Source organism: Acidimicrobiia bacterium (genome assembly GCA_029210695.1).
GTDB lineage: Bacteria > Actinomycetota > Acidimicrobiia > Spongiisociales > JAHEDJ01 > JAHEDJ01.
The window spans coordinates 55,288-68,264 of record JARGFH010000003.1; the positions used below are offsets into that span (position 1 = coordinate 55,288).

The window sequence follows — 12,977 nt, forward strand, 5'->3', positions numbered from 1 at the left end:
ACGGGAGGGGATTCCGGCTCGGCTAGCGTAGGCAGCGACCTATGAAACCGAGCACCAGATATATCGATCGTGAGCTTTCCTGGCTCGACTTCAACTCCAGAGTCCTTCATATTGCCGAGGATCCGGACACGCCTCTCCTCGAGCGGATCAAGTTCCTTGCCATCTTCACAACGAACCTCGACGAATTCTTCGAGATCCGCGTGGCCGGGATCCTCGAGCAGGTTGCGGCCGGCGTTCGACGGCCCGCCCAGGGTGGCATGTATCCGATATCGCAGCTCCGGGCGATTCGTGCGCGGGTCGAGGAGATGTATGTGCGTGTCGACACCGTGTTGCGCGAGGAGATCATCCCCGGACTCGCAAAGGAGGGTGTCCATTTCCGTTCGTGGGAGGAGCTGAGCGACGCCGACAAAGCGTTCTTGACCGTCCAGTTCCACACCAGGGTTTTCCCGGTGGTAACTCCCTTGTCTGTCGACCCTGGTCATCCGTTTCCGTACCTCTCCAACATGTCGCTCAACCTGGCGGTCACGGTGCGGGATCCGTCGAGCGGGAAGTCCCGGTTCGCCAGGGTCAAGGTTCCGCCGATCCTGCCGCGCTTCCTGGTTCTCCCGGGCGGTGAACAGATCATCGCCCTCGAGCAAGTCATTGCAGCCCATCTCGACTTCCTATTCCCCGGCATGGAGATCGTCTCGCACGTCGCCTTCCGCGTGACCCGCAACGCCGACATCACCATCGAGGAGGAAGAGGCCGACGATCTGCTCGAGTTCATCGAGAGCGAACTCAGTCGGCGGCGACTCGGCCGGGTCGTTCGCCTCGAGGTCGAGCCCGGCATCACAGATGATTCGCTCGGGTTGCTGGTCCGCGAACTCAACATCGCCCCGGAGCAGGTATACGTTACGGAGGGGCCGCTCGATATGACCGGTTTCTGGGGTCTCTACGATCTGGAGCGTCCCGACCTGAAATGGGATCGCTACGTCTGGGTCACTCCTCGCCAGCTGGCCTCGATTCCCGGCGAACGGATGAACATCTTCGATCGGATTCGCGAGGGTGACATCTTCGTGCAGCATCCATACGACTCGTTTGCCGCCTCCGTCGAGGAGTTGGTGAACCAGGCGGCCAACGATCCGAAGGTGCTGGCCATCAAGCAGACCCTCTATCGAACCTCTGCCGAATCCCCATCGATGCGCTCGCTCATCGCCGCGGCCGAAGCAGGCAAACAGGTGGTGGCACTGGTCGAACTCAAGGCGAGGTTCGACGAGCGAGCCAACATCGAATGGGCCCGGCGCCTCGAGGAGTCGAGCGTCCACGTCGTATATGGTCTCGTAGGGCTCAAAACGCATACCAAGACAACCCTGGTCGTGCGTGACGACGGTGACGAGATTCGGCGTTACTCACATGTGGGAACCGGGAACTACCACGACAAGACCGCCAGGATCTACGAGGACATCGGGCTCCTGACTGCCGATCCCGAGATCGGAGCCGACCTCTCCGACCTCTTCAACTACTTGACGGGATACAGCAAACAGGTCGACTATCGCAAACTCCTGGTCTCGCCGATCACGCTTCGAGACCGAATGATCAGGCTCATCCGCCGGGAGGCCAAACGCGAGGATGGCCACATCGTCATGAAGATGAACTCACTCGTCGACGGTGGCATGATTCGTGAGCTCTACAAGGCCTCGCAGAAAGGCACGCCCGTTGACCTGATCGTGCGAGGAATCTGCTGCTTGCGACCAGGAGTAGAAGGCAGATCCGAAAATATCACTGTCCGGTCGCTGGTCGGCAAGTATCTCGAGCACTCGCGGATTTACCGGTTTGGCACCCATGAAAGAGGGTATGACTACCTCATAGGTTCCGCGGATCTCATGCCGCGTAACCTCGACCGCCGGGTTGAGGTGGTTGTGCCGATCGGTGACCCAACCCACCACGACCGCCTCGACGAGATCTTCGAGATCCTCTTCGCCGATGATCAGCTCGCATGGGAACTTCACCCGGACGGCAAATGGAGCAAAGTCGCGGCCGGGGGCGGAGTGAATGCGCATCTTCGCCTCCAGGAGTTGGCAATCGAACGTACGAGGTGAACGTGCTCGAGCGTGAGCTGAAGCTCGCCGTCGGAGATGCCTTTGATTCTTCTGCGCTCAGCGGGCGGCTCGGCCCTTGGCAGCTCGAGCTCCTCGAGTCGGTGGCTCTTGATGCCGAGTATTACGACACCACCGATTTCCGGTTGCTCCGCAGCGGAATCTCATTGCGGTTCAGGGAGGGTTGGATGGTCAAGCTGGCGCAGCCGTCCGATCGACCCGAGCTTTTGCAGCGGATCGAGATACCGTTCGACGGTCCTGAAGGGAGCATTCCGGCTGGTGTGCTCGACCTGACTCGTTCCGCCGCTCGCTCGGCCCCGGTGCTGCCCGTCGCGCGATTGTCGACGGCCCGTCAGACATTTGCCCTTCGTGACGACGCCGGAGTCGATCTGGCTGAAATCGTCTTCGACGAGGTGGAATCAGCCGCGAAGGGCCGGGCGCATGTGGAGTTTCGGGAACTCGAGATCGAGCTGGCGGAAGGGGCGCCGGTTTCCGTGCTCGGTCCGGTGGTTGCGCGACTCAGGCAGTTGGGCGCAGGTGGAGTGATCGCAATTCCCAAGCTTGCTCGTGCGGTGGGAATGTCGGCGGTGCCGGAGGCCGTGGTACCGGTCTGGGAACCCGGAGCGGCGCCGGCCGTAACCGAGATCGTTCATGGTGCCATCGCCAGATCGGTGCGCCGTTTCTTGGACCACTGCCCGGCCGTCATTCTCGACGAGGATCCGGAGGGGGTGCACCAGGCCAGGGTGGCCATCAGGCGTCTCCGCTCCGACCTTCGCACCTTTCGCCGTTTCCTCAACCGGACCTGGGCCGATCAGCTCAGGACTGATCTCCGCGCCCTCACCGACCTCCTGGGGAGCGTGCGCGATCTCGATGTGCTAAAGCTCCGGTTGGCGCTTCTGCTGGAGGACGTTCCTGACCCCGAACGAGAGGCTGCCGAGGCGATCATCGCCACGCTGAGCGCCGAGCGAGCGGACGCTCACCAACGAGTTGTCGAGGCGCTTCGGGAGGATTGGTTTCTCTCTCTGCTCAATCGTTTGGTGGCGGCGGCCAACGCACCTCACGTCACCAAACTGGCAGGGAAACCGGTCGATCCCACTCTCTTGAAGTTGGCGCGCAAACCCTGGCGAGTCCTGGTAGCCGCAGTCGGTCAACTCCCCGAGCTGCCGTCACCGGATGAACTGCATAGCGTCCGGATCCTGGCGAAGCGGACCCGGTATGCCGCGGAGGCCTTGATTCCGGTGGTCGGGGCGAATGCGGAGCTCTTTGCCGTTCGCCTCTCCGAACTGCAGGATGTGCTCGGCGAACATCAGGACGCGGTGGTCGCCGCCGCCTGGCTCCGGCGTCGCCATCCATCCCAGGCCCTGGCGGCGGGGGAGCTCATCGGTTTCGAAGTAGCGCGGGCCAACCGGGCTGCCGAGGGATGGCGGGACGTCTGGGAGTCGATCAACCGCCACCCGATGACTTCCTGGATGGGGTGAAGAGGCCCGCGGCGTTGTCAATTGACCGGACCGGACTCGCGACCTGAAATCGCCATCTATGATCGCCGGGTCGACTCATCGCACCCGCGAGCAGGAGGGATATGGATGCCGGCAGCGAGGACAACCCAGAGAAGTGTCATCGCGGTTCTGGCGTTTGCCGTGCTCTTCGGCATAGGAGCGGTCGCCGGAGCGCAGGAGCAGACCGTGGAGTCGACGACACCGACTGAATCTCGGGAGGTCAACGTGGCCGGCCAGGCCGTGTATGACTCGGTGTGCTTCGCCTGCCACCAACCGAACGGGGAAGGCTCCAGCGTTTTCCCGCCGTTGTATCCGAATCCTCATGTTGAGGACGCGGCCTACGTCGAGGACGTTATCCGCAACGGCCGGACGGGTGAGATCGTGGTCAATGGTGTCACCTACAACAGCTCCATGCCGGCGCAGAATCTCACGGACGAGGAGATCGTTGCGGTCATCGACTATGTGCAGAACGATCTCGGTCGCCTGCCGGTCGTCGTCGGTGAGACCGCAGAGGCAGATGCGTTCCCGTGGGGGCTGGTCGCGCTCTTCACCCTTGTGTCTGTGCTGGCCGTCGGAATCGCCTACGTCATAGTGACACCGGGTGCGCAGGGATTCACGTGGGCACGGGCCTGGTGGCTGGCCATCATCGTGTTCCTCTATTTCGCGATCGGAACGGTGTGGCTTCCCGACTATGTGATCAACGAACCGACCCTGAAGTCGATGCCGGATCTCGTCAAGGACCTCGCCGCCTCAAGTGCCTGGTTCGTTGCTTTGGCTGTGGGGATCTACGCACTCCGGCTCCTCCAGAAACAGGGGCGGGTCTAGGCGAGCGCAGCGCGCTCGCCGTTACCACGTGTTGCGCAGAACCAGCTCGATTCGCCGGCCGGCGCCGTTCTCGACCCGCGACGTCGAGAGCGGGCGATTCTTGGTACGGAACGCTCGTGCTGTTGAGTCCCCCAACGTTTTCCGAGGCTATGTTGCCATCGTCGTCGGGCGTCCTCTATGCTCGCCCGCGTTGCGTACCGAGTTCCGACGAGCCGCCGACCGACGTCTGGTGGAAGAGTAAGGACCATGGAAGAGACCACATCCACTGAGGAACAGCTCCATCCGAAAGGAACGTTGCTTGTCCTGGCGATATTCGTTCTCGTTCTGATCTTGCTGTGGGCGACCGTGTATTTGATTCTGCTCTCGAGAGGGATGACGACCGTATGACCGAGGTTCCCGGCGACGGCTCAGTCCAGACGTCGCTCCACATCGATCCGTATGAGCGGAACTGGATGCGCCTCACGGTGGTGCTCTTGGTGGTGTTCGCCACAGCCGTCACCATCGCCGGGTTTGCCCTCGGTTTTCAGGTGCCCAGTCCCGAAGAGCGCGTCGACCCGAACACGGTTGCGATTGGAGATGGGCCTTTCGCAGAACCCGGCTTGCGCGAATACCCGGACGGAAGCTACGACCTCTACATCGTCTCGCAAATGTTCTCCTTCACTCCCAACGAGGTGACGATTCCTGCCGGTTCGGAGGTCACCTTCTACGTCACTTCGGTCGACGTCCAGCACGGTTTCAAGCTCCAGAACACCAACGTGAACATGCAGATCGTTCCGGGGCAAGTTTCGAAACTGACGATGACCTTCGACGAACCCGGCACGTACGACTTCATCTGTACCGAGTACTGCGGCAGTGCCCACGCGCAGATGTACGGCACGCTGACCGTCGAGAAGTGAGCGCAAAGGGATTGAGATGCTGACCACGCCGACCTACGTACTCACAAAATCCGAGAAGAGCTTCATCTCGCAACACCTGCTGTTCGCGTTCATCGCGCTTGCGATCGGGTCTTTATTCGGCCCCCTCCAGGCGTTCGAATTCAGCGGGGTCGACTTCTATCCGCTCCTCGAGCCGGTGATCCAGTCCTACTACCAGGGACTGACACTCCACGGCGTGCTCAACGCACTGATATTCACGACCTTCTTCATCACCGGTTTTCTCACGCTGACCACGATCTACGGACTCAAGCGTCCGCTCAAATACCCGCTCCTCAACCGGATCGGTTTCTGGACGATGGTCGTGGGTCTCTTGATGGCGGCGGTGCCGATCCTGCTCAACGAAGCCAGTGTTCTCTACACCTTCTATCCGCCCCTCCAAGCCAACGTGTTCTTCTACTTCGGCTTGACCCTGGTGGTGGTCGGCAGCTGGCTTGAAGGCTACGGATTCATCTTCACCTGGCGCGAGTGGCGCAAAGAGAATCCGGGAGTTCGGACGCCGCTAATGACCTTTGGCGGCCTAATCACCATGGTGATGTGGCAACTTGCCACGCTCGGCATTGCAGTTGAAATCTTGACAATGCTCATTCCCTGGGCGTTGGGGTGGATCGACGGAGCCGATCCACAGCTGGCCAGAACTTACTTCTGGTTCACGGGTCATCCACTGGTCTACTTCTGGCTCCTGCCTGCCTACGTGTCGTGGTACGCCATGCTTCCGAAGCAGGCCGGCGGGAAGCTCTTCAGTGATTCTCTGGCGAGGATCGCCTTCTGGTTGTTCCTGCTTCTGTCGGTGCCTCTCGGGTTCCACCATCAGTTCGTCGACCCGGGCGTTCCGGCGGGGTGGAAGTACATCCATGCGATCCTCACCTACGCGGTGTTCTTCCCTTCCATGATCACTGCGTTCACAGTCATCGCTTCGCTCGAACGTGCAGGACGAAATCGAGGCGGCAAGGGGTGGCTCGGCTGGATACCGAAACTCCCGTGGAATGATCCGTCGGTCAGCGCCCAGTTGCTCGCCGGCATTCTGTTCTTCTTCGGAGGCATCGGGGGGATTACCAACGCCTCCTACAACATCAACCTCGTAATCCACAACACGGCCTGGGTCTCCGGGCACTTCCATCTCACCGTGGCCTCGGCCTCCGCATTGTCGTTCATGGGGATCTCCTACTGGCTCGTGCCGTATCTCCGCGGCAGACGGCTGTGGAGTCGCAAATGGGCCCAGATCCAAACGTGGCTCTGGTTCGTTGGGATGCTGATCTTTTCGAATGCGATGCATGTCCTCGGTCTGCTCGGTGCACCGCGACGGACACCGCTGGGTGAGGCGCCGTATGTGCCGGACGAATGGAGCGGCCATCTGCTGCGCACCAGCATCGGCGGCGCCATCCTGTTCGTTTCCGCCTACATGTTCATCTTCAATATCGCCAGGACCTGGTGGTCGAAGAAACTGCTCGCCGGCCCCGGTGAAGAAGTAGAGATCCCGGCGGCGGAATCGGTGCATCCAGCTCAGGAGACGCCGGCGAAGCTCGACTGGTGGACGCCCTGGCTGATCGGCACGGTGGCGCTGATCCTGGTTGCCTACGGTCCACAGTTGATCGAGCAGATCGGCAACATCGATCTGTCGTCTCCGGGGTTCAGGCCCTAACCGCACCAGGAGTTCCGGCGCGACGCGTCCGTTCGGTCCCCCCTTGGGGGGAAGGGACCCGCTGCGCAAGCAGCGGGTAGGGGGGCACCGGACTCCTAGGTTCTGGGTTTTAGGTTCTGGGTTCTACCTCGTCACGCTCGACGCGGTCGGCTCACCGCCTATGGCTGATTGCCAATTCCGGCGATCAGCGGCATACGGCTCGCCATTACTCTCCCCGACCTATGAACACCGAGCGTCTCAACGAACTCCAGCCTGCGGTCGACTGGGACGCCCGCCAGGGCGGAGTGGTCAAGCGGTGGCTCAATCGGTTCGAGTCGTGGTCTCTGGCTGTTGAGCGTCTCGTTGGTAGATTCGTTCGTGACCAGAACCTGAATCCGCTTTATCACACCGGCACAATCACGGTCTTCTTGCTGGTGCTGCTCCTCCTGACGGGCATCTATTTGACGCTGTTCTATCAGTTCGGATTCGACGCCACCTACGTGGCCGTGGCGGGCATTGAGAGCAACCCGGTCGGCCGGATCATCCGTGCCGTTCACCGTTATGCCTCCGCAGCCACGCTGATAACGGCCGTTATCCACGCATGGAGAACGTTCTTCATGGATCGATTCCGGGGAGCCCGCTGGACTGCGTGGGTCACCGGCGTGGCCTCTGTGTCGCTTGTTTGGCTGGCGGGCGTCACAGGCTATTGGATGATTTGGGACGTCACCGCCGGCCCATTGAATCAGTCGTTGATCGACCTGATCGATTGGGTTCCCGGCGCGGATGCGTTCATCGTCAACACACTCACCCCTGGATTTTCTGGATCTGGCTGGGTGTTTCTCGTGTTGGTCATCACTGCGCATGTGCTGGTGAGCGCGATCATCGGCGTGATGCTCTGGTATCACCTCCGGCGGCTGAACCGGGCTCACTGGTTGCCACCTGCCCATTGGATGTGGGTATCCGGCGCTGTATTGCTGTTAGCTGCCATTGCGATGCCGGTCGGGATGCTTCCTGCGATGGACGTCACCGAGCGGGTTGGGACGCTCGACCTCGATCTGTGGTTTCTCACCTACCTTCCTGCTGCGTTGCGCAGCCCCCTGTTGGTATGGGTTGCCGTTGCCACGGTGACGATCCTTGGAGCTGCGATCCCCTGGTTGCTGCGGCGCAGGCTGCCGGCCCCGGTGGTGGTGGACGCGCTGCGGTGCACCGGGTGCACGCTCTGTTTCGTCGACTGCCCGTACACGGCGATCACGATGGGCCGGCAGGAAACCGGTGATCTGCTGGCCATCGTCGATCCACGAAAGTGCGTTTCGTGTGGAATCTGTATCGGGAGTTGTCCACCGCTTGCCATCTCTTTTGACGGCAAGCCACCCGAGACCGGTTGGCCTTTGGTTCACCCGGAATTCCGGGAGGGAGCGGAAGTCTCCTATGTATGTGAGCGGCATCTGCAGCAGGGGGCCCGCGACGTGTCGGGAATCGTGATTCCGGTTACGTGCGTCGGGATGATCCATCCTGATGAGGTAGAGGCAGTGCTGTTTGCGGGAGCCAGTCGGGTGCGCCTGATTGGATGTCCGCCGGACGACTGCTCCAACCGGGAGGGAAATGAGTGGGCCCAGGCCCGATTGACCGGGCAGCGGCGCCCGAAAGCCCATGAGGGACTCGATCTCGATCGGGTCGAATTCGACTGGAGAGCGCCGGGGAATTCCCCGACGGTCAATGCTCCGGTGAGGTTCCGGGAGGTGGTTCCACCGCCACATTGGAAGCGGCTTCTACCCGTTTCGATGATGATCGGATTGTTGGTCGTCGGACAACTTATGCTGACATTCGTTCGGGTGGATGCGTTCGGTGACGACTCGGCGGTCGTAGAAGTCTCGATGAAACACCGCGTCGGAGCGGCGATCGAAGGAAGTCCGGCCCCTGCGGGAGCGTTCGGAGGAAGCGGCACTCGACTGGAAGTACTCATCGATGGAGCGGTCGCATTGGATCGTTCGTACGGTGGATCGGCCGTGACGGTCTTCGAGCAGGTTGAAGTGACCCCCGGATGGCACGAAGTGCTTGTTGTGGTCGACGACGGCGGTCTACGACAGATGCTCGTGTTCGAAGAGTCACGAATCATCGAAGAGCGGGAGATCATCTCGATCACCGTCTCCGACGCGTTGGGTGATGCCGATCCGGAGCGAGGCGAGGACCTCTTCAGGGCCGCCGCCATCCGTGGAGGCGCCGGGTGCAGGGTCTGCCATTCAGTCCGGGAGGGCGACGACGGGGTTGGGCCTTCTCTGGCCGGCGTCGGTGCCCGCGCCGGAGATCGTGTTCCGGGTGTTCCCGCTGAGGAGTATCTTCGGCAGTCGATCCTGCAACCTGATCAGTACATAGTTGAAGGGTTTCCATCCGGGCAGATGCGCGCTGATGCCGGTGAGGATTTGACCGATATTGAACTGGCTGATCTGGTTGCGTATCTTCTTACTCTGAGGTGATTGCATGAAACGCATTGGATTGATGGTTGGCCTGGTAATTCTGATTGCGGCGTGCGGGTCCGCCGACGAACCCGAGCTGCTTGGTGAAGAGCTCTTCACTTCGATCGTCGTCGGCGGTAAGGCCGGATGCTCGGCGTGTCACTCGACCGCACCGAGTGCGGACGGCGTCGGCCCGTCTCTGGCCGGGATCGGCTCTGTTGCCGGTACGCGGGTGGCCGGTATGGCGGCCGGGGACTACCTGCGGGAGTCGATCACTGATCCGGATTCTCATCTGGTCGGCGGCTACGCCAGCGGTGTGATGCCAAAGGGCTGGGACCTGAGCGATGCTCAGATCGACTCCCTGGTTGAGTATCTGCTCGGTCTCTAGGTTTGCGTCACAGACGATCGATCAGCGACCGGCCACCAGGAACTCGCGACCAGGGACTCGCGACTCGCGACCGGCGGGATAGGCAGTTTCACGCCACTCACCGTCATCTCCGTCGACGTGTTTTGATCCGTAGAGTTCTCCGTCGACGGTTACGGTGAACGTCGCCGTTCCGGAAACCTCCTGGGCTGCCTGGTCGGAGGTGCGCCATTCGACCTCGAGGAGGTTGCCGTCCAGTCGTCCGGTACCCAGCTGAAACGCCTCGGTGACGATCCACTGCAGATCGTAGATGCCGATCCGTTCAGTATCCGAAACCTCGAGGTGCCCGGTGTATTCGTTGCCGAGTGGGTCGATGCCGTTGAGAACATAGGTTCCCGAGAGGTTCCCGATACTGCTCGGCAGGGCGTCCTCGCCATGCATCAAAGGGTCGCTCTGGCTGCAGGCGCCGAGGATTGCGAGGCAGAAGATGATGAGCGCCGGCCGGTGTTTCCACATACGGTAAGAAGGATTGTCGAGGCGCATTGAGAGTGCGAATCGGTTCTGGTGCTGATCCGGCGAGGGTCGGATCCGTGGGCCTCGCGAGGGTTTACCATTTGTGCTGGTCGCATCCCACCGCGACGTAGGAGCCTTCATGGTCGACATGACGACGGTCACGCCTCAACCGATCCAGGAACCCCGGCTAACCCAGCGAGGGAGACGTTGGTTCATCGGTATTGCCGTGCTTGCCGCGTTGGTGGTGGGCTCGGTGTTCGCCTTCGTCACCTTTCAGCCGATCCAGGTCCTCCCCAGAGTGCGTCTGGCTCCCGGCTTCAGCCTCGTCGATTCACAGGGTCGGGCCATGACGAGTGAGGATATGCGGGGCCAGTTCGTTCTCTACACGTTCAGTTACTCGTCGTGTGTGACCTGTGACTCCACCGACCAGACGATGAAAGAGGTTCAAGAAGGTCTGGCATCCGCCGACCTGCGTGGCTTCGATGTTGCTCTCGTCACCATCTCGGTGGACCCGCTGGACACTCCGGAAAGCATGGCCTCGTACGCGGAGTCGGTCGGTGCAGACCCTGAGGTGTGGGCGTTTGCCACTGTCGAGGACCCTCGGTTCCTGGCCGATGTCGTTGCCGGAGGGTTCAGCACCTATTTCAGCCTCAACGACGACGGGACTATCACTCTTGATCGGCGTTTCGTGCTCGTCGACGGTGCCGGGATCATTCGCAACGAGTACAAGTACGAGACGCAGACCTCCGACACCGATCGCATTCTCCGCCACCTAGGCGTGCTGGCGGAAGAGGAGGCCAACAGCAACGGTCCGGCCGGCTTGGCCTACGAAGCAGCCCATCTGTTCCTTTGCTACGCACCATGACCGACACATTTGCACCCGAAGCTGAACAGCCGCCGTCGCGGCGCTGGCTTGGTTTGTTCCTTCTGCTGGTCCCTTTGCTGATCGCCGGTCTGGTCTTCTGGTGGGGTTTCAACCGTTCTCAACCACATCAATTCAGCGGGTCCGTGATTCAGGGATTGTCCGCCGCGCCGGACTTCACGCTTTCCTCGGATCGCGGTCCGGTGTCTCTCAGTGACTACGCGGGAAAAGTCGTCATGATCTACTTCGGCTACACGTTCTGTCCCGATGTCTGTCCGACAACATTGGCGGATGCTGCCGCCGCCGTCGACAGCCTCAGCGAGGATGATGCGGAAGATGTCCAGCTCATCTTCGTGACGATCGACCCGGCCAGGGATACGGCCGATCGGATCGGGGAGTACGTTCGCCACTTCGACGATCGATTCGTTGGCTTGACCGGCACCGAAGAAGAAATCGGATCGGTGGCCACCCTCTATGGAATCTATTACCGGGCAGGAGAAGGCTCAGAAGCCACAGGCTATCTGATGGAGCACACGGCGACGCTCCTGGTCATCGATCAGGCCGGTAATCTCAAAATCGTTATCCCATTTGGCGTCGAGGCGGACGCAATCGCGTCGGATCTCGAATACATGCTGCGATAAGGAGATCAAGGATGAGAAGCACATGGGTCTGGTCGATGGCTGTGCTTGCTTTGCTCGCCGCCGCTTGCGGTAGCGGAGCCGACATTGAGGTTGCCGATGTCTGGGGGAGACCGTCACCCTCCGTCGCCACAAACGGTGCGTTCTACATGGTGATCACCAACAACACCGAGGTCGCCGACCACCTGGTGGCCGCCTCGTCTCCGGCGTGTGCAGCGGCGGAACTGCACGAGTCGATGATGAACGACGGTGTGATGGGCATGGCTCAGGTCGGCCCGGCGGGGATCGAGATCCCCGCCAACGGCCAGACGACACTCGAGGTCGGTGGCCTTCACGTCATGTGCATCGACAAGCAAGCGGAATTTGTTGCTGGAGAGAGATTCGACGTGACCCTCGAGTTCGAGAACGCCGGCACGGTCGAAGTCCAAGCTGAGATAAAGGAAAGCTGACGTTCTAACATTCTGGCGTCGAGAAGCGCGCAGCTTTGTCGGGTGTCTGACGCCAGAACGAGGAGAAAGGCAGGGATGTTGGTAAAACCCGAAGTTCTGTTCGTCTGCGTTCACAACGCCGGGCGTAGCCAGATGGCGGCCGCTTTCCTACGTCACTACGGAGGCGATCGGGTAGTTGTCCGCTCGGCCGGATCGATGCCGGCATCGGAAGTGAATGATGTGGCGGTCACCGCGATGGGTGAACTCGGGATCGACCTTATCGGTGCCGTCCCCCGGAAGCTGAGCAATGCGGCGGTCGAGGCCTCGGACGTGGTCATCACGATGGGCTGCGGAGACGCCTGCCCGATCTACCCGGGCAAGCGCTATCTCGACTGGGAACTCGAGGACCCTGCCGGGAAATCGGTTGAGGAGATCCGTCCAATTCGGGATGAGATCAGTCGCCGGGTGAAGCTGTTGCTGGACGAGCTGCTGTAGGCGTTGGTGGGAACCCCGTCGCGCTCTCTCCTCACCGAGGGGGAGTCCCCGTTCTTGCCCCTCCGCCGTGCAGCATCAGCTGCACGCCACCTCCCCCGTCTGCGCCGAGGGAGGAACGCGGTTCTTGACGGGAGTTTCGCTGGGCGAAACTCCAATTTCTTTGGCGCAAAGCGCCGAAGAAACGTTCACCGGACGTTCACTTCCACGCCACACCCCGGTTAATAGCGTTCTCTAACGTTCTCGCCGGAGCTACGACGGCTCCCAGGGAGGAGAGA

General features: G+C 61.1%; 13 protein-coding genes. 12 read left to right on the forward strand and 1 reads right to left on the reverse strand.

Annotated features, from left to right (window positions below):
- The first annotated feature begins 41 nt into the window (after nt 1-41).
- The 8 genes from ppk1 (at nt 42) to P1T08_01675 (ending at nt 9,790) form a co-directional block, all read left to right on the forward strand.
- Nucleotides 42-2,078: a polyphosphate kinase 1 gene (ppk1, locus tag P1T08_01640; protein ID MDF1594788.1), complete on the forward strand. Its 2,037-nt coding sequence runs from the start codon at nt 42-44 to the stop codon at nt 2,076-2,078.
- 2 nt (nt 2,079-2,080) lie between these two features.
- Nucleotides 2,081-3,553, forward strand: coding sequence for a CHAD domain-containing protein (locus P1T08_01645; protein MDF1594789.1), 1,473 nt, complete (start codon nt 2,081-2,083; stop codon nt 3,551-3,553).
- Between the two features lie 105 nt (nt 3,554-3,658).
- Nucleotides 3,659-4,396, forward strand: a complete 738-nt coding sequence (locus P1T08_01650) for a cytochrome c (protein MDF1594790.1) — start codon at nt 3,659-3,661, stop codon at nt 4,394-4,396.
- Nucleotides 4,397-4,642: 246 nt separating this feature from the next.
- Nucleotides 4,643-4,783, forward strand: coding sequence for a cytochrome c oxidase subunit 2A (locus tag P1T08_01655; protein ID MDF1594791.1), 141 nt, complete (start codon nt 4,643-4,645; stop codon nt 4,781-4,783).
- Nucleotides 4,780-5,292 (forward strand): cytochrome c oxidase subunit II, encoded by a 513-nt coding sequence (locus P1T08_01660; protein MDF1594792.1) that lies wholly within the window; start codon nt 4,780-4,782, stop codon nt 5,290-5,292. Before P1T08_01655 ends, P1T08_01660 begins: the two co-directional genes overlap by 4 nt.
- Before the next feature lie 16 nt (nt 5,293-5,308).
- Nucleotides 5,309-6,970 carry a b(o/a)3-type cytochrome-c oxidase subunit 1 gene (locus tag P1T08_01665; protein ID MDF1594793.1) on the forward strand — a complete coding sequence of 554 codons (1,662 nt, stop codon included), beginning with the start codon at nt 5,309-5,311 and terminating at the stop codon, nt 6,968-6,970.
- 221 nt (nt 6,971-7,191) lie between these two features.
- Entirely contained in the window at nt 7,192-9,423 is a 2,232-nt protein-coding gene (locus tag P1T08_01670; GenBank protein ID MDF1594794.1) for a hydrogenase iron-sulfur subunit, read from the forward strand.
- Between the two features lie 4 nt (nt 9,424-9,427).
- Entirely contained in the window at nt 9,428-9,790 is a 363-nt protein-coding gene (locus tag P1T08_01675; GenBank protein MDF1594795.1) for a c-type cytochrome, read from the forward strand.
- 21 nt (nt 9,791-9,811) lie between these two features.
- On the opposite strand, the gene P1T08_01680 is transcribed toward P1T08_01675, so the two are convergent.
- Nucleotides 9,812-10,282, reverse strand: coding sequence for a hypothetical protein (locus tag P1T08_01680; GenBank protein ID MDF1594796.1), 471 nt, complete (start codon nt 10,280-10,282; stop codon nt 9,812-9,814).
- A gap of 136 nt (nt 10,283-10,418) precedes the next feature.
- Between P1T08_01680 and P1T08_01685 the strand changes: the two genes are divergently transcribed.
- From P1T08_01685 to P1T08_01700, 4 genes are all read left to right on the forward strand, one after another.
- Entirely contained in the window at nt 10,419-11,144 is a 726-nt protein-coding gene (locus P1T08_01685; GenBank protein ID MDF1594797.1) for an SCO family protein, read from the forward strand.
- On the forward strand, nt 11,141-11,782 hold the full coding sequence (locus P1T08_01690; GenBank protein MDF1594798.1) for an SCO family protein: 642 nt from the start codon (nt 11,141-11,143) through the stop codon (nt 11,780-11,782). Before P1T08_01685 ends, P1T08_01690 begins: the two co-directional genes overlap by 4 nt.
- An 11-nt stretch (nt 11,783-11,793) precedes the next feature.
- Entirely contained in the window at nt 11,794-12,228 is a 435-nt protein-coding gene (locus P1T08_01695; protein ID MDF1594799.1) for a copper chaperone PCu(A)C, read from the forward strand.
- 75 nt (nt 12,229-12,303) lie between these two features.
- On the forward strand, nt 12,304-12,702 hold the full coding sequence (locus P1T08_01700) for an arsenate reductase ArsC (GenBank protein MDF1594800.1): 399 nt from the start codon (nt 12,304-12,306) through the stop codon (nt 12,700-12,702).
- Nucleotides 12,703-12,977 lie beyond the last annotated feature (275 nt).